A 16,697-nucleotide genomic window follows, 5' to 3' on the forward strand; every position below is an offset into this window, starting at 1 on the left:
GAAGAACCAATATTTGCCAACAGTGGTGCAAAAAATGCACCACCCTAGCGAGGGCCCCATGCACACGGTCTTTCTGCGCTACCTGGACGAGGTCGCCCGCCAGGGCTCGATCCGCAAGGCGGCCAACCTGCTCAATGTCTCGTCTACCTCCGTCAATCGCAAGATCATCAACATCGAGGAGGCGCTCGGCATCCGGCTGCTAGACCGTTCGCCGGAGGGCGTGGAGATCACGCCGGCGGGCAAACTTGTGCTCGAACACTGCCGCAAGACGCTCTACGATTTTGACCGGATCAAGGCGATGATCGACGACATCAGGGACCTGCGCACAGGCCACCTGAACATCCAGACGCTGGATTCGGTGACCTTCGGCGTCCTGCCGCACGTGCTCGCTGAATATGGCGAGCGTTATCCCGGCATTTCCCTTTCGGTGACGACGGACCAGCCGGAATCCATCGTCAACTCCGTCGTCTCCGGCGACACCGATATCGGCATCAGCTTCAGCAACTACGTGCATCCGGACGTACGGGTCTTTGCGGAAAAGGCTGCGCCGTTCGGCGTCATCATGCGCCCGGACCATCCGCTGGCCGAACGGACCAGCGTCACGGTCGACGATATCGAGGGCTACCCGCTGGTCAGGACCATCGACGCCAGGGCAGGGCATTCGCTGCTCGACCAGGAGATGGCGTCACTCTCGGTGCACCTGTCGACGCATATTTTCACCAACGCGCTGGTGATCGCCAAGCAGGCGATCCTGTCCAAGCAGGTGGTCGGCATCTATACGAAGATGGGCTTCATGGACGAGATCGCGCGCGGCGAACTGAAATTCGTCAAGCTGTCGCACAAGGCGCTCAGCGAATACAAGATCGGGCTGATCATTTCCGCCGCGACCGCCATCGATCCGGTGAAGCACCTGTTCCTGAGCGTCGTGGAGCGGCAGTTCAAGCGGCTGAACTTCGATACGTAGAAGGAAGGCAGCCCCTCCCGCGTTCGGGAAGGGCCATGCCTGATCAGTCCCACAGATCCTTCTGCCAGGTCATCTGCGGCATTTCCTCGACCACCTCGAAGGTCATTGTATAGTCGAAGCTCCGGCCGTAGCGGTCGGTCGTCCGGGCGGTCAGCGTATGGACGCCGGCAGGCAGGTCGGCCGGCAGGTCGACGCGCCAGAGGTGCTGCGAGTTCTGCGACAGCATCCAGCCCTCGAGCGGACCCGCGACCCCCTGCCATTCGACGCCATCCCACGTGGCAAATCCGTCTGTCTCCTTACTGTTCTTCGTCGACTTGAAGGCGATGCGGCCATTCGTCGACTGTATCGCCAGTGCCAGCGGATCGGCATATTCGACACCCGTACGCTTGGCCTCGCCCGTGCCTTCCTGGGTCCGCTTTGCGGCAATCGGCTCGCTGCCGTTGATCGAGACATTGACCTTGCTGTCCCTGGTGCCGTTCCAGACATTGACCGCGACCCAGGTGCCGCCCTTAAGATCCGCCCTGGTCAGCATGTTGAGGTCGAAGAGGTCATTGATGGTGACCGTGGGGATCACGTCCGAAGGCGCTCCGTTAAGCTGGACATAGGTGTAAAGGTCCATGGCCCATTCGCGAAAACGCGGCGTGTTGAAGGAGGCGTGCATCTGCTCATCTTCCTCGCCCCCGAACTTGAAATAGGTGTCGACATAGTCGGAGCCGTCGAACTCGAGCTGATAGTAGCCGCGCGGCGAGCCGAGGCGCTGGGTCGAGCGCGGGACACCGCTGTCATTGAGGTCGCCGGCCCACCAGGAACCGGACACGGCGCCAGTGACGATCTGGTGGAAGGGTGCCGACGGGACCTTGGTGAACGTTTCCCAGCCCTGGTAGTCCTCGCCCGGCAAGATGTTCTCGGTCGTGTGCGTGTGGCCGGAAAGACCGAGCGCCGGACGGCCCTCCAGCAGCGCGGCAAGCTTGTCGAAATTGTCCGTCTGGTGCTTGGCCGTGATGTTGTCGGTGAAGGTCTGGAACGGAATGTGGGCGCTCACAACGATCAGCTTGTCCTGCGGCACATGGGCGAGATCGTTGGCGAGCCAGGCGAGCTGCCGGTCCGAGATCACGCCGTTATAGGCCGATTTCTTGTCGGGTGAGCAGAAGGGGTGCGGATCGACGCCGTTGCAGGGGTAGCGCACGTTGTCGAGCGTGACGAAGTGCACGTTGCCGATGTCGAAGGAGTAGTATTCCGGTCCCCATTCGGTCCTGAAGGTGTCAAAGGAATCGGCATCGCTCTCGGCGTCGAGGTCGAGATCGTGGTTGCCGCCGACCCAGTACTGGGGCACGCGGCCGACCGCGCCGATCCTCTTGAGGCGCGGATAGAGCGACAGGTCGTCGCCGGCGACATCGCCTGCGTAGATGAGGCATTCGGTCTTGTCGTTGTCGCGGTTGACGAGCATCTTGCCGACGGTCTCGCGCACATAGCCGAGCTCGCGGTTGGTGTAGGCCTGCACGTCGCCGAAGACCAGGCAGTCGAACCCGGTGCCGGAGCCGTCGGCGATCAGCGGGAAGTTGATCTGCGCGGGCAGGGGGCCGGTCGGCTCGATGCCGCCGAAGCGCAGGTCGGGCGAACCGGCAACCTTGTGGACATAGTTGAACTGCGGAATCATGTCCTCGTCGACCGGCGTCGCATGGCCGGCCGGCTTGGTGACGAACAGGTTCATGTCGTCATAGGCCGGCAGTTCATATGTGCCGTCGGCGCCGGTGAGGACGACTTCGCGTCCGTTGGATACCATGACACCCTCGATGCTGGCTTCGCCGCCATCGAACCTGGAATTTCGGTTCGCGTCGAGAAAGACGGTGCCGCGCGCCTTGTCGCCGGCCTCGCCCTTTATGGTTTCGACGGACCCGATATAGGTCGCATCCTTGGCGTAGGTCATGGCCGTGCCGGCGAGCAGCACGGCAAGGGTCGTCATCAGTTTCCGGGATATCATATGGCCGCTCCTTGATAAGGTGAGAGTGTCAGGTTCGGCCACGGCTGTGAACCGCAGGTTTCAGTTCTGTGATCGTTTTCTTGCAGTTTGTCGGCTGGATCGCGGGCGGATGCCCGGTGCAGCGCACGCATTGTCCGGGAGCTGCGAGAATGCGGCCGGAATCCCGACAGATCTGACAGCGACTGTTGACGTGCGAACGGGTTTTCGTTAATTAGTTCGGTAACAGAACGAACTAAAAGGAATGTCTGTTGAGCGACGCCACACGCATTTCACGACAACTCTCGCTTTGCGCGGTCATGGAGACGATCGTCCATTACGGCCCGATCTCGCGGGCGAGCGTGGCAAAGCAGACCGGGCTTTCCAAACAGACGATCTCCGAAATCGCGCGCTTGCTGGAAAAGGACGGCTGGATCCGTGAGACCGGACGGACCAGCGGCCATGTGGGGCGTAGCGCCGTGACCTATGAAATCGTTCCGGATGCGGCCTGTATTGCGGCCGTCGACCTCGGCGGCACGAAGGCCCGGGCAGCGATCGCCGACCTGTCGTGCAATGTCCTGGCCGAGCTTGTCGAGCCCACCGACGAAAGGGGCGGGGTCCATGTCGTCAATCAAATTGCGCGCATGTGCCGGGACGTGGCGCGGCACAATGACATTGATTTCGAGAAGGTGCGGCTTGCCGTCGTCGGCGTGCCGGGTGTGCCGGATCCCGATACCGGGCGTGTGCTGATGGCGCCCAATATCGCGGACATTGAGAATTTTGATGTCGTCGAGACCCTCAGACAGGAACTGGACCGCGACGTGTTCGTCGAAAACGACGTCAATCTCGCGGTTCTCGGCGAGCATTGGATTGGGACGGGATCGGGCATCGATGATCTTGCTTATGTCGCGCTCGGAACCGGCATTGGCGCTGGTATCATGGTCGGCGGCGAACTTGTTCGCGGTCACGCGCACGCGGCGGGCGAGCTGGGTTTCCTGCCGTTCGGCGCCGATCCGTTCGAACCGGAATCATTGCGCATCGGCGCACTTGAGCGCGTGACCGCCACATTCGGCATGCGCGACAGATACAGCCAGTTGACCGGAAAGGACGAAGGCGTGCCTGCCATATTCGACGCCGCGGCGAACGGTGAGGCCGAGGCGCTGACGGTTCTCGACGAGACGGCGCGGCTGGTCGCGCGCGCCGTGGCGGCGATCTGCGCCGTGACAGGACCCGGCAGGGTCGTCCTCGGCGGATCGATCGGCAGCCGCGATGAGATCGCCGACCGCGTGCGGGCCTTCGCGGCGCAGTGTTTTCCGCGCCGGATCGATATTGCTGTTTCGTCTCTGGGAACGCAGGCCGCCATCATCGGCGCGGCGGCCGTCGGCCTCAGCCACCTGCATGCAACGCTCTTTTCCGGCGGCGTGCCGGGCGCAGCGATCGCCCTGCCGCCGCGCGACGTGATGAAATTCGGCGGAGCGCGGGCATGACGGCATCTGCTCCCCACATTGAACAATTCCGGCGACTGGCCGACCGGGGAGAGCTCGTTTCCCTGCTGCAGTCTGCCGTCCAGCGGCAGAGCATCACCGGCAATGAAGCCAATTTTGTCGATTTCCTCGAGATGCAGATGTCCGGTCTGGGCCTTGACCCGCAGCAGGCGGATTTCCTGCCCGGGCGGCCCAATATCTGGGGCGAGCGCAAGGGCGCGGAGGGCGGTGAACGGCTCCTGTTCATCGGCCATACCGATACGGTCCACGTCCGCGGCTGGCAGGAGCGATGGCAAGGAACCGAGCGCGAGGACCCGTTTGCGGCCGCCGAAATCGACGGCGAGATCTGGGGGCGCGGTGCCGGTGACCTCAAGGCCGGTATCTGTTCGGCGCTGGCGGCGCTGCGGTTGATCGACAAGGCCGGCCTGAAACTGAAGGGCGACGTCGCGTTTGCCTTTGTCGGCGACGAGGAGAGCGGCGAGCCGGAGACCGGCGTCAGCGCCGGCATCAAGGATTACACGCGCCGCGTCCTTTCCGGCGAGATCGGGAAGCCGGATTTTGCCGTCTATGTCGAGCCGACGCGGCTTTCGGTCTATCCGGCGCAGATGGGATTCTTCATTGCCGACATCAACATCACCGGAAAGTCTGCCTATTTCGGGGTGCCGGAGCTCGGCGTCGATGCCCTGAAGGCCGCGCATGCCGTCGCCGCGGCCATCTGGGAACACTCGGACGCGATATCCGCGCGGGCGGACCATGCGCTGGTCGGAAGGGCATTCGCCCTTGTGACGGAGATGAGCGGCGGCGGCTATATCGCCGTTCCGGGCGAATGCAGGCTCTCGCTGATCCGCAAGCTGCTGCCAGGGGAAGCGCTGGATGACGCTGTTGCGGAGTTCGAAGCGGCCGTGCGCGGCGCCAATGTTGCCGATGGCATCGCCATCGAATTTTCCTATCCGGCCGGCCGGGACCACCGTTTCGGCGGCGCGCCCGCAGAGGTCGCGGAAGACCTTCCGTCGATCCGGAACCTTGCCGGGATCCTCGCCGAGGCGATGCCGGGCCGCGGCCGCATCGAGGGCGCGCCTTACTGGTCGGAGGTCCCGTTCCTGATCGACCAGATCGGATGCCCGGCGGTCTATTGCGCCCCGGGAGACATCACCAACTGCCACACGCTCGAAGAACGCGTGAATGTTGAAGAATACGCGGCCGGCGCCGTTGCGTTTGCCGCCTTTATCGCAAGCCAGTGCGGTGTCGTCGGTCACTGACCCACCGCGGCATCAACAAGGGAGGTACCTGTTATGCATATTTCCAGAATGATAACGACGGCGTCGGTGACGATGATGCTGCTCGGCGGTCTTGCCTACGCCCAGACCGTCGGTCCGCAGGGCGAAACCGCGACACCGTCCTCCACCATCAAGGTGGACGATGACAAGGTCTCGATGCTCAAGGATGGCAATTACCGTGCTGCGCTCTTGTGGCACGACCAGTCCGACTTCGTGAATGCCGTGACGGCAGGAGCAACGGACGAGTTCAGCCGGCTCGGCATCGAGGTGGTGGCGACGACCAGCGCCGGGTTCGACGCCGCAAAACAGCGCAGTGACATCGAGACGGCGCTGGCGAAGAAACCGAACATCATCCTTTCGCTGCCGCTCGATCCGGTTACATCCGCAGCCGCCTTCAAGGAAGCCAAGGCCGAAGGCGTGAAGCTTGTGTTCCTGTCGAACCTGCCGCAGGACTACCAGCACCCGACCGACTACGCGGCCATCGTTACGGACGACCTGTTCCAGATGGGCAAACAGGCTGCCGACGCGCTCGCCGAAGGCATGGGCGGCAAGGGCACCGTCGGCTGGATTTTCCATGATGCCAATTACTATGTCACCAACCAGCGCGACAATGCGTTCAAGACGACCATCGAGAAGGACTATCCGGATATCGAGATCGTCGCGGAGCAGGGCATCAGCGATCCGGCCCGGGCCGAAGATATCGCCAATGCGATGCTTTTGAAGAACCCGGACCTCGGCGGCATCTACGTCACCTGGGCTGGACCGGCAGAGGGTGTTCTCGCGGCGCTGCGCGCCAACGGCAACAAGACGACCAAGGTGGTGACCCTCGATCTGTCCGAGCCGATCGCGCTGGATATGGTCAAGGGCGGCAACGTCACCGCGATCGTTGCCGACGAGGCCTACGAACTCGGCCGGGCGATGGCCGCCGCCGGCGCACGTGCCCTCGTCGGGCAGGAGACGCCGCCATTCGTGGTCGCGCCCGCCGTGACGGTGACCCCGGCCAATGTCGAGGCCGGCTGGCAGCAATCGCTGCACCGCGACGCGCCGGACAGCGTCAAGAACGCGGGCAAGTAAGCAACCCGCCACACCCGGCCGGCGACAGCCGGCCGGTCACCGAAACAACCGCTTGCCGGAGAGCCTGAATTCATGGATTGGCTGAGATCCGCCAGACACACCTTCGATCTGCAGCAATATGTCGTTTATCTCGGTTTCCTGGCCATCTTCCTGTTCTTCGCCGTCACGCTGAGCGACGACGGGTTCCTGACCACGCGCAACCTGTCGAACATCGTGCTGCAGACGGCCCCGGCGACGATCATGGCGATCGGCTTTGTCTTCGTGCTGTCGGCCGGTGAGATCGACCTGTCGTTCGGGTCCATCGTCGCTGTTTCGGCCCTGTCCGGCGCGGTGGTGATGCAGGACTACCCGATGGTCGCCGGTATCGCGGCCGGTCTGGGGATCGGCCTGGCGATCGGCTGGTTCAACGGGTTCCTGGTCGCCTATCTTCGCCTGCCGTCGTTCCTCGTCACGCTCGCGACCCTCGGGCTTTTTGCGGGCGTCGCCCGGTCGATGACGGACCTGCGCTCGATCCCGGTCACCAACGATGCCTTTACCGGGTTTTTCGGCTCCGGGGCGCTGTTCGGAATCCCGTCGCTGATCCTGTGGACCATCGGCGCGGTGATCGTCGGTCACGTCATCTATCGGGAAACGCGTTTCGGCGCGCATGTCATCGCGACCGGCGACAATGCCGCAGCGGCGCAGGTCTCCGGCATCAAGGTGCCGCGCATCAGGCTGGCCGTTATGATGATCAGCGGCGGCTGCGCCGGGCTTGCCGGACTGCTCTATGCCGGGCGGCTGCAGGCGGCCCGGTACACGCTCGGCGAAAGCGATCTGATGACGGTTATCGCAGCGGTGATCGTCGGCGGCACCGCGCTCAACGGCGGCAAGGGCTCGATCATCGGCGCGCTGGTCGGCTCGCTCCTGATGGGCATGCTCAACAACGGGCTCATTCTCATGGGTCTTTCGGTATCGGACCAGATGATCGTGCGCGGACTGATCATACTGATCGCCGTGGCGATTTCACTGCGCGATCCCGGCAGGTAGGGAGGCAAAATTGTTCCTGGACGTATTGAGGCGACGCAACCCGGAATTGATCGAGGCGGCCATCGCGCTGCACCAAAAGGGCCGGATTCCGGCCAATTCCTACGTGCTGGATATCGACGCCGTCGAGGAGAACGCGCGGCGGTTCAAGGCCGAGGCCGACAAGCGCGGCCTCAAGGTCTTCGCGATGACCAAGCAGGTCGGGCGCAACAGCGCCTTTTGCCAGGCGCTGATGCGCGGCGGTGTCGATCGCGCGGTCGCCGTGGACATGGCCTGCGCGGTGGCCTGCAGGCGCGCCGGCATGACCATCGGTCACCTTGGGCATCTGGTTCAGGTGCCGCGCCATGAAGCAGCGCCGGCGGCAAGGAACATCAGGCCCGAATACTGGACGGTGTTCAGCGAGGAAAAGGCACGTGAAGCCGCCGCCGCGTCGCACGGGGAAGGCCGCGAGCAGGCGCTCATGGCCAGGATCCAGACTGAGGGCGACATATTCTATCGCGGCCACGAGGGCGGGTTCCCGGCCGATGATGTTGTTGCCGCGGCGGAGATGATTGACGCGCTTGCCGGCGCGCGCTTTGCCGGCATCACGACCTTTCCGGCACTGCTGTTCGACAATGAGACGCGGAAGGTCAAGCCGACGCCGAACCTTGCCACGCTTGCGAAGGCGGCCGAGAAGCTGGCCGCGGCGGGCCGTTCCGCAATCGAGATCAATGCGCCGGGAACGACGTCATCGGTGGTGCTCGATGCGCTTGCCGATGCCGGTGCGACGCAGTGCGAGCCGGGAAACGGGTTGCATGGAACAACGCCGCTTCACGCGCTCGAGGACCTGCCCGAACGCCCCGCGGTGGCCTATCTCAGCGAGGTCTCGCATCTGCATGGCGGGCGCGCCTACTGCTTCGGCGGCGGGCTCTATATCGATCCGGTCTTCCCGGACTACGACGTCAGGGCCGTCGTCGCGCGCGAGCCGACGACGCGCGACACGGCGCTTGCCAGCGTTGAAATCCCGCCGCCTTCGGCCATCGACTACTACGGCATGATCGATACGTCCGGCCCGGCCGATCCGAAGCCGGGCGACAGTGTCGTCTTCGGGTTCCGCGGCCAGGCCTTCGTCACCAGGGCCTTTACGGTCGGCATCTCGGGCATTTCGGCGGGAGACCCGAAGGTGGTGTCCATCGAGAACATATTCGGCGGCGCCGAAACCTGGCCGGAGCTGCGCTGATGACCGCAACCAACCGCGATAAAGCCACGGCGCCGGTGCTCGAACTGAAGAGCATCCACAAGGCGTTCGGCGGCGTGGTCGCCGTCGAGGATTTCTCGCTCGACCTTCACGCCGGCGAGATTGTCGCGCTGGTGGGCGACAACGGGGCGGGAAAGTCGACCCTCGTGAAGATGATATCGGGCGTCCATGCGCCGACATCCGGCTCGATCAGCCTTGACGGCGAGGCGGTGTCGTTCGCCGATGCGAGTGTCGCCCGGGCGCACGGGATTGAAGTGGTCTACCAGGACCTTGCGCTGGCCGACCAGCAGCCGGTCTACATGAACATGTTCCTGGGGCGCGAAACGGTGCGCGGCCCGCTCAAGCTGCTTGATCGGAAGGCGATGATGCGCGAGACACAGGCGCTCGTCGATGAACTCGACGTGCGCATACCGTCGGCAAAGGCGGTCATCCGCGACCTTTCGGGCGGCCAGCGGCAGGGCGTGGCGATCGCCCGCGCGACACACTGGGCCAAAAAGCTCATCCTGCTCGACGAACCGACGGCGGCGCTGGGCGTTGCCGAAACCGCGAAGGTGGAGGACATCGTCAGGACACTGCGAGCGCGCAACATCGCCATCTTGATCATCAGCCACAGCCTCGATCAGGTGTTCCGGCTATCGGACCGTATCTGCGTATTGCGCCGCGGCGTGCAGATCGGCGTGCGCGAAACGGCCAGGACGGACAAGAACGAAATCGTCTCGATGATCACCGGCGTCGGCTAGTTCCTGATGCGGTAGCCGGTCTTGAAGATCCACATGATGGTGCCGAGACAGACCGCCAGGAACAGGGCGACCATCGCCAGGCTTAATTCGACGCTGACATCGCCTTCGCTGAAGAAGCTCCAGCGGAAGCCGGAGATCAGGTAAACCACCGGATTGAAGAGCGTGATGTTCTGCCACAGCGGCGGCAGCATGTTGATGGAATAGAAACTGCCGCCGAGGAACACCAGCGGCGTGATCACCAGCAGCGGCACGAGCTGAAGCTGCTCGAAATTCTGCGCCCACACGCCGATGATGAAGCCGAACAGGCTGAACGATATGCAGGTCAGCACCAGGAACCCGAGCATCCACACCGGATGATCGATGCGCAACGGCACGAAGAGATTGGCCGTAAGCAAGATGATGATCCCGATGATGAACGACTTGGTGGCCGCGGCCCCGACATAGCCGACGACGATCTCGATGCTGGAGATCGGCGCGGACAGGATCTCCTGGATGGTGCCGATGAAGCGCGGGAAATAGATGCCGAACGAGGCGTTGGAGACGCTCTGGGTCAAGACAGTAAGCATGATCAGCCCGGGCACGATGAAGGTGCCGTAGCTGACGCCCTCGACCTCGGCGAAGCGTGAACCGATGGCGGCGCCGAAGACGACGAAGTAAAGCGACGTCGACAGAACCGGCGAGACGACGCTCTGCAGCAGCGTCCGGAACGTGCGCGACATCTCGAACAGATAGATCGCTTTGATGGCGTGAATGTTCATGTCTGGCCCTTGATGAGATCGACGAAGATCTCTTCCAGCGAACTCTGGTGCGTCTGCACGTCACACAGCACAAGGCCCGCCGATTTCAGGTCGGTGAAGAGCGAGGTAATGCCGGTGCGACCGCCGGTCGGATCGTAGGTGTAGATGAGTGCGTTGCCGCTGCCGTCGATTTCCAGCTCGTACTGGGAGAGTGCTTCCGGGATGCTGCCGAGCGGGTCCTGCAGCTCGATGCGGATCTGTTTCGTGCCGAGGCGCTGCATCAGCGTCACCTTGTCCTCGACGAGCATCAGGCGGCCCTTGTCGATGACGCCGACGCGGTCGGCGATCGCCTCGGCCTCCTCGATATAGTGCGTGGTCAAAATGATGGTGACGCCGTCGGCCTGCAGGGCGCTCACGATTTCCCACATGTCCTTGCGCAGCTCCACGTCAACGCCGGCGGTCGGCTCGTCGAGGAACAGAACGCGCGGCTCGTGCGACAGCGCCTTGGCGATCAGAACGCGCCGTTTCATGCCGCCGGAAAGGGTGACGATCTGGCTGTCGCGCTTGTCCCAGAGCGACAGTCTCTTCAGCACCTTCTCGATGGTCGCAGGATCGCGCGGCTTGCCGAACAGGCCGCGCGAAAAGGTGACGGTGTTGTTGACGGTCTCGAAGGGCTCCAGGTTGATTTCCTGCGGCACAAGGCCGATCAGGCTGCGGGTCTGGCGGTAGTCGCGAACGACATCGTGCCCGCCCACCGTGACGGTGCCGCCGCTCGGATTGACGATGCCGCAGATGATGGAGATCAGCGTCGTCTTGCCGGCGCCGTTCGGTCCGAGAAGGGCAAGGATCTCGCCCTTGCGGATGTCCAGGGACACCGCCTCAAGCGCAACGGCGCCGCCGTCATAGGTCTTCGATACGTCCCTGATGGAGCATATGGCGTCGGCTCCGGGATGCAGCGGATCTCCCGTATCCGTGTCGTGTTTTAGCGGAATCGTGTTCATCCGGTACCGGTATTGAATTGGAGTCGCTCCGGACTCTATTTCAAATTACCCGGAATTCAAGCGTCTGGATGGCGTGTTCGAAGCCACTCCACGCAAGTGCCGGTTTTTCGGGAATGGCGCGGCCGACAAAAAGAAAACCGCGCCGAATCGTGTTTCGGCGCGGCAATATTCATTGGCTCGATCAGCGTTCGAGGGCGTCGACGCCTGAGAACCTGAAGGCCTCCTTTTCAAGGGCGTCGATTTCATCATTGCTCATCTGGTCGTGCGCCACCGTTATGCGGCCGAGGAAAACGAGCGGCAGTTCGCCGTCCCGGCCTTCCATGTGCGCCTTGATCGCCTCGGCGGTGGCCGCTCCGACGTCATCGCCCATGCGCATCGGCGTTGCGTCCAGCTCACCGCGGCGAATGGCGTCCAGTTCAAGACCCGTGCCACCCCAGCCGGTGCTGAAGATCTCCTTTTCCTTGCCGGCTGCAAGCTGCGCCTCGACCGATCCCATGGACATGGCCGTGTTGGCGTTGTGGATGACCTTCGCTTCGGGGTAGGCCTGCAGGATCAACTGCGTGCCTTCAAAACCGCCCTCGCGCTGGTATTCGCCGTAGTGCTCGTAAACGGCGTTCCAGTTGCCCTTCTCCTTGACGCATTCCATGAAGTCGCCGGAGCGCTGATTGTCGGTGATGCCCGGAATGCCGCGATTGAGTGCGTAGGTGACGTCCTTTCCGAGGCGCTCCACCATGTAATCGCAGATTTTCTGGGCACCGTATGCGGATGAGAAGTCGAACCAGGCGGCCGGCTGGTTCTTCAGGTATTTCAGCGGCGTGTGAAACGCCCAGACATAGGTTACCAGACCGTCCGTACCGGCGAGCTTGTCGATATTGTCCGCCTGGGTCGCCAATTCGGACGGGCCGAATATCACGTAGTCGTAAAGATCGGCGTCCTGCGCCACCTGTCCGGCGTAGGTGGATTGCAACGAATGCTCGATCTGGCGCGACGCAAACTCGCGGGTCTCGTAATCGATGCCGAGCTCGTCAAGGCGCTTGGTCATGGCGAGGTAGTTGCGGGCCCAGAAATCGGAGACATCGGCAGACGGATAGATCAATGCGATCTGGATCGGCCGGTCCTGAGAGCCGCTGAATTTAACGGCCGGCCCGCCGGTGACGTCCTGCAGCTTTTCAAGCGTGCCGTCGGCATTGACCTGCTCGGGCAGCCAGTGGTCGCGGTCGGCGTCGCCGGGCAGTTCCTTCAGCGGCAATTCGGCGGCAAAGGCGGTGGTGCCCATCAGCAGCACGGTGGATATCAAGAGCTTTCTCATTTTTTCCTCCCTATGAAAAAGGTTGCGGTGATCCGCGCCGGCCTCAGCCGCTCGGAACGGTTTGTCCTGCGAACAGGAAGCCCAAGATCAGGAACAGGATGAGCGCGGCACCAAGGCCGCCGGCTAGCCTCAGGAGCCTGGCGTTGTCGGGCGTGCGCAGCGCCGTGATCAGCCCGCCGCTGCCATCGCGGTCCTTCTTCTGCAGCCAGGTGTAGAGCGCAACGGACGAGATGATGACCACGCCCGAGGCGACGGACTGCCAGAAGAACTCGATGCGCAGCGTCACAAGCGCGTTGATCATCATCGACAGCAGCAACACGCCGGCAAACGAACCGATCATGGAGGCCCGCCCGCCGAACAGCGAGGTGCCGCCGACGACGACCGCCGCGATTACATGCAGGTTGAAATAGGGGGCCGAGGTCGCCTGGATCGCGTTGAGCTTGCCGGTCAGCATGACGCCCGCGAGACCGGCGGCGGCGCCCATCAGAACATAGGCATAGACCCGGTGGCGATCGACGGCGATGCCGGTCATCTCGGCCGCCTCCGGGTTGGATCCGATGGCAATCGTGTAGCGCCCGAAATAGGTGTTGCGCAGGACGATCGCGCCGGCGATAAACGTTGCTATGCCGATGACCACGGGGATCGGCACAAAGCCCGGGATCTGGCCGCGGCCGATGCCGGTGATGAGTTCGGGGAAACGCGCAAGGACCAATCCTTTCGCCAGGACAAGCGCGAAACCGCGGTAGACGAGGTCCATGGCCAGCGTGCCGATCAGGTCCGGCACCCGGAACTTGGTGATAACGAGCCCGTTGACGAGGCCGAGGAGGGCGCCGATCGCGATGGCCGAAAGCACGCCGAGCCACGCCGGGAATCCGTATCCCTTGACCAGAAACGCCATCAGAATGGCGGTCAGCGCTGCGACGGAGCCGATGGACAGATCGATGCCCCGCTGGGTGATGACAAAGGTCATGGCCATCGCCATGGGCATATACAGCGCAGCGTCAAGCAGGATGATGTTGAGATTGGAAATCCGGAAATAGCGCGCCGGTTCCATGACGCCCATGAACAGCAGGATCATGAGGATCATGACCAGCGGTCCGACGAATGCGAAATAGGGTTCGAGGCGCGACTTGAGGTCGGGGGCTTCGGTTACGGACATCACATTGCCTCCTGTGCCATCTCGCCGGCGCCGACAATCATTCCAAGGACTTCCTGGCGGTTGGTCTCCTTCGTGACGACGGTGCCGACGCGGCGCCCGCGGCGCATGACCTGGATCCGATCCGAAACGGCAAACACGTCGTCCAGGGAATGGGAGATCAGGATGATCGCCAGGCCCTGTTCGCGCAGCACCTCGATCAGTTTCAGGGTGCGCGCGGTTTCCTGCGGTCCAAGCGCAGCGGTCGGCTCATCCATCACGAGGATGCGCAAGTTCCTGTTGTAGACGGCCCGGGCGATCGCCACGGCCTGACGCTGCCCGCCGGAAAGGCTGGAGGTTTCCGCGTCCATGCTTTTCAGATGGACACCCAGGCGGTCGGCAAGGACACGCTCGGCCTCGGAACGCATTTTCCGGTTGTCGAGAAAACGGATGCCGAGGACGGACTTTGTCAGCTCCGAGCCGAGAAACAGGTTCGCGGCGGGGTCCAGGTGATCGGCAAGCGCAAGGGTCTGATAAACAGCGTCGATGCCGCGCTCGATGGCGTCGGCATGGCTGTTCATCGCAAGAGCCTCGCCGTCCAGTTCGATGGTGCCGCTGGTCGGCTGGAAGACCCCGGTCAGTATCTTGATGAGGGTGGATTTTCCGGCGCCGTTGTCGCCGACAATCGCCAGGACTTCACCGGCGCGGGCGTCGAGGTCAACGTCGTTCAGCGCGGTTACGCCGCCAAACCGTTTGGTGATCTGCCGCATCGATACGATGGGCTCTGATGCTTGCGACAATATTTCCTCCCAGATGCCGGTATTCGCTGGATTCCAAGCTGGATCCGGGGGTTTACGTTACCGGTAACTCATTTGATGTTATCGATAACAATTATTGTCGTCAAGTCGTATTTCCGGCGGCTGGCAAACCGCCGGTCACGGAAAGCCGCTGCTCAGGTCACGGGAAGCACGCAAGGCCGGGCAGATTTGCCCGGCCTTATAAAATATCCAATTCGCGGTTGGTCTCACCCGTCCTGACGGGCGTCCTGCGATCTGCGTGCTGACGTGGGATCCGGCTAGAAAAGTCCCTCGATCCGACCCTCTTCGTTAAGGTGTATCGCCTGTGCCGACGGCACTTTCGGAAGGCCGGGCATGGTCATGATCTGGCCGCAGATGACGACGATGAAGCCGGCACCGGCCGAAAGCCGCACCTCGCGAACGGGTACGCTGTGGCCGGTCGGCGCGCCGCGCAGGTTCGGATCGGTCGAGAAGGAGTACTGGGTCTTGGCCATGCAGACCGGCAGATCGCCGAATCCGGCTTCCTCCCACTGGCGCAACTGGTCGCGGATTTTCTTGTCCGCCAGCACCTCGTCGGCCCTGTAGATGCGCTTTGCAATGGTCTCGATCTTCTCGAACAGCGGCATGTCATCCGGATAAAGCGTCGAGAACTGCGCCATGCCGCTGTCGGCGATCTCGGCGATGCGCTCCGCGAGTTCGGTGATGCCTTCCGAGCCATGTGCCCAGTGCTTGCAAAGGACGGCTTCCGATCCGAGGCTCGCGACATAGTCCTTGACGGCGGCGATTTCCGCGTCGGTGTCGGTGACGAAGTGGTTGATGGCGACGACCGCCGGAACGCCGAAGGATTTGACGTTCTCGATGTGTCGGCCGAGATTGGCGCAGCCTCTCTGCACGGCCTCGATGTCCTCGGTGCCGAGGTCTTCCTTCTTGACCCCGCCGTTCATCTTCATGGCACGCACGGTGGCGACGATGACGACGGCATCGGGGGCGATGCCGGCCTTGCGGCATTTGATGTCCATGAATTTCTCGGCGCCGAGATCGGCGCCGAAGCCGGCTTCAGTGACCACATAATCCGCGAGCTTGAGTGCTGTCTTCGTGGCAACGACGGAATTGCAGCCATGGGCGATATTGGCGAACGGGCCGCCATGGACGAAGGCCGGGTTGTTCTCCAGCGTCTGAACGAGATTCGGCTGCATGGCGTCCTTCAAAAGCACAGCCATCGCGCCGTCCGCCTTGATGTCGCGGCAGGTGACCGGCGTGCGGTCGCGCCGGTACGCGACGATGATGTCGCCCAAGCGTTTTTCCAGATCCTCAAGGTCCGTCGCGAGACACAGGATCGCCATGACTTCTGAGGCGACGGTGATGTCGAAACCGGCCTCGCGCGGGAAGCCGTTGGCGACGCCGCCGAGCGAGCAGACGATCTCGCGCAGCGCCCGGTCGTTCATGTCCATGACGCGCCGCCAGGCAACCCGGCGGATGTCGATATCCTGGGCATTGCCCCAGTAGATATGGTTGTCGATCATCGCCGACAGGAGGTTGTGCGCCGAGGTGATGGCGTGGAAATCGCCGGTGAAATGCAGGTTCATGTCCTCCATCGGCACGACCTGCGCATAGCCGCCGCCGGCGGCGCCGCCTTTCATGCCGAAACAGGGGCCGAGCGAGGCTTCGCGGATGCAGATTGCGGCCTTCCTGCCGATGCGATTGAGGCCGTCGCCAAGGCCAACTGTGGTCGTCGTCTTGCCCTCGCCGGCGGGCGTCGGGTTGATGGCGGTGACGAGGATCAGCTTGCCGTCGTCCTTGCCCTTCTGGGCGGCGATGAAGTCGGCGGAAATCTTCGCCTTGTCGTGGCCGTAGGGAAGCAGGCTCTCGTTCGGGATGCCGAGTTTCGCGCCGATCTCCTGGATCGGTTTCTTGTTCGCTTCGCGGGCAATTTCGATATCGGACTTGTGGGACATGTGCTGG

General features: G+C 62.9%; 14 protein-coding genes. 7 read left to right on the plus strand and 7 right to left on the minus strand.

From position 1 onward, the window contains the following. The first annotated feature begins 58 nt into the window (after positions 1-58). Positions 59-964, plus strand: coding sequence for a LysR family transcriptional regulator (locus E4M07_RS02235; RefSeq protein ID WP_136656653.1), 906 nt, complete (start codon positions 59-61; stop codon positions 962-964). A 43-nt stretch (positions 965-1,007) separates the two neighbouring features. Here E4M07_RS02235 and E4M07_RS02240 read toward each other — a convergent pair whose 3' ends face one another. Beyond that, entirely contained in the window at positions 1,008-2,945 is a 1,938-nt protein-coding gene (locus tag E4M07_RS02240) for a calcineurin-like phosphoesterase family protein (RefSeq protein WP_136656654.1), read from the minus strand. A 248-nt stretch (positions 2,946-3,193) separates the two neighbouring features. On the opposite strand from E4M07_RS02240, the gene E4M07_RS02245 reads away from it, so the two are divergent. The 6 genes from E4M07_RS02245 (at position 3,194) to E4M07_RS02270 (ending at position 9,756) form a co-directional block, all read left to right on the plus strand. After that, a complete protein-coding gene (locus tag E4M07_RS02245; protein ID WP_136656655.1) occupies positions 3,194-4,408 on the plus strand; it encodes an ROK family transcriptional regulator in 1,215 nt (404 codons plus the stop codon). Beyond that, positions 4,405-5,664 (plus strand): M20/M25/M40 family metallo-hydrolase, encoded by a 1,260-nt coding sequence (locus tag E4M07_RS02250; protein ID WP_136656656.1) that lies wholly within the window; start codon positions 4,405-4,407, stop codon positions 5,662-5,664. Before E4M07_RS02245 ends, E4M07_RS02250 begins: the two co-directional genes overlap by 4 nt. A 33-nt stretch (positions 5,665-5,697) precedes the next feature. Continuing rightward, complete coding sequence (locus E4M07_RS02255) at positions 5,698-6,756, plus strand: substrate-binding domain-containing protein (protein ID WP_136656657.1); 1,059 nt, start codon at positions 5,698-5,700, stop codon at positions 6,754-6,756. A 72-nt stretch (positions 6,757-6,828) separates the two neighbouring features. Next, positions 6,829-7,782: an ABC transporter permease gene (locus E4M07_RS02260; protein ID WP_136656658.1), complete on the plus strand. Its 954-nt coding sequence runs from the start codon at positions 6,829-6,831 to the stop codon at positions 7,780-7,782. Positions 7,783-7,792: 10 nt separating this feature from the next. Beyond that, on the plus strand, positions 7,793-8,998 hold the full coding sequence (locus tag E4M07_RS02265; RefSeq protein WP_136656659.1) for an alanine racemase: 1,206 nt from the start codon (positions 7,793-7,795) through the stop codon (positions 8,996-8,998). Then, entirely contained in the window at positions 8,998-9,756 is a 759-nt protein-coding gene (locus E4M07_RS02270) for an ATP-binding cassette domain-containing protein (protein ID WP_136656660.1), read from the plus strand. Before E4M07_RS02265 ends, E4M07_RS02270 begins: the two co-directional genes overlap by 1 nt. On the opposite strand, the gene E4M07_RS02275 is transcribed toward E4M07_RS02270, so the two are convergent. The 6 genes from E4M07_RS02275 to E4M07_RS02300 form a co-directional block, all read right to left on the minus strand. Then, complete coding sequence (locus E4M07_RS02275) at positions 9,753-10,514, minus strand: ABC transporter permease (protein ID WP_136656661.1); 762 nt, start codon at positions 10,512-10,514, stop codon at positions 9,753-9,755. The genes E4M07_RS02270 and E4M07_RS02275 overlap by 4 nt on opposite strands. Next, the gene (locus E4M07_RS02280; protein WP_136656662.1) at positions 10,511-11,494 is read right to left on the minus strand and encodes an ABC transporter ATP-binding protein; all 984 of its coding nucleotides are present in this window, start codon (positions 11,492-11,494) and stop codon (positions 10,511-10,513) included. Before E4M07_RS02280 ends, E4M07_RS02275 begins: the two co-directional genes overlap by 4 nt. A gap of 181 nt (positions 11,495-11,675) precedes the next feature. Beyond that, the gene (locus E4M07_RS02285) at positions 11,676-12,803 is read right to left on the minus strand and encodes a substrate-binding domain-containing protein (protein WP_246660338.1); all 1,128 of its coding nucleotides are present in this window, start codon (positions 12,801-12,803) and stop codon (positions 11,676-11,678) included. 43 nt (positions 12,804-12,846) lie between these two features. Further along, positions 12,847-13,962, minus strand: a complete 1,116-nt coding sequence (locus E4M07_RS02290; protein WP_136656663.1) for an ABC transporter permease — start codon at positions 13,960-13,962, stop codon at positions 12,847-12,849. Beyond that, a complete protein-coding gene (locus tag E4M07_RS02295) occupies positions 13,962-14,738 on the minus strand; it encodes an ATP-binding cassette domain-containing protein (RefSeq protein WP_348640511.1) in 777 nt (258 codons plus the stop codon). The genes E4M07_RS02290 and E4M07_RS02295 overlap by 1 nt, the downstream gene beginning before the upstream one ends. Positions 14,739-15,013: 275 nt before the next feature. Next, positions 15,014-16,690: a formate--tetrahydrofolate ligase gene (locus E4M07_RS02300; RefSeq protein ID WP_136656664.1), complete on the minus strand. Its 1,677-nt coding sequence runs from the start codon at positions 16,688-16,690 to the stop codon at positions 15,014-15,016. Positions 16,691-16,697: the final 7 nt, after the last annotated feature.

The sequence above is a fragment of the Nitratireductor sp. XY-223 genome, from assembly GCF_004959855.1.
Lineage (GTDB): Bacteria > Pseudomonadota > Alphaproteobacteria > Rhizobiales > Rhizobiaceae > Hoeflea_A.

What these genes read in the sequence shown, in the direction of transcription:
- E4M07_RS02235 (WP_136656653.1), top strand. Translation starts at nt 59, where the DNA reads ATGCACACGGTCTTTCTGCGCTACCTGGACGAGGTCGCCCGCCAGGGC.
- E4M07_RS02255 (WP_136656657.1), top strand. Translation starts at nt 5,698, where the DNA reads ATGCATATTTCCAGAATGATAACGACGGCGTCGGTGACGATGATGCTG.
- E4M07_RS02250 (WP_136656656.1), top strand. Translation starts at nt 4,405, where the DNA reads ATGACGGCATCTGCTCCCCACATTGAACAATTCCGGCGACTGGCCGAC.
- E4M07_RS02270 (WP_136656660.1), top strand. Translation starts at nt 8,998, where the DNA reads ATGACCGCAACCAACCGCGATAAAGCCACGGCGCCGGTGCTCGAACTG.
- E4M07_RS02285 (WP_246660338.1), bottom strand. Translation starts at nt 12,803, where the DNA reads ATGAGAAAGCTCTTGATATCCACCGTGCTGCTGATGGGCACCACCGCC.
- E4M07_RS02300 (WP_136656664.1), bottom strand. Translation starts at nt 16,690, where the DNA reads ATGTCCCACAAGTCCGATATCGAAATTGCCCGCGAAGCGAACAAGAAA.
- E4M07_RS02240 (WP_136656654.1), bottom strand. Translation starts at nt 2,945, where the DNA reads ATGATATCCCGGAAACTGATGACGACCCTTGCCGTGCTGCTCGCCGGC.
- E4M07_RS02280 (WP_136656662.1), bottom strand. Translation starts at nt 11,494, where the DNA reads ATGAACACGATTCCGCTAAAACACGACACGGATACGGGAGATCCGCTG.
- E4M07_RS02275 (WP_136656661.1), bottom strand. Translation starts at nt 10,514, where the DNA reads ATGAACATTCACGCCATCAAAGCGATCTATCTGTTCGAGATGTCGCGC.
- E4M07_RS02260 (WP_136656658.1), top strand. Translation starts at nt 6,829, where the DNA reads ATGGATTGGCTGAGATCCGCCAGACACACCTTCGATCTGCAGCAATAT.
- E4M07_RS02290 (WP_136656663.1), bottom strand. Translation starts at nt 13,962, where the DNA reads ATGTCCGTAACCGAAGCCCCCGACCTCAAGTCGCGCCTCGAACCCTAT.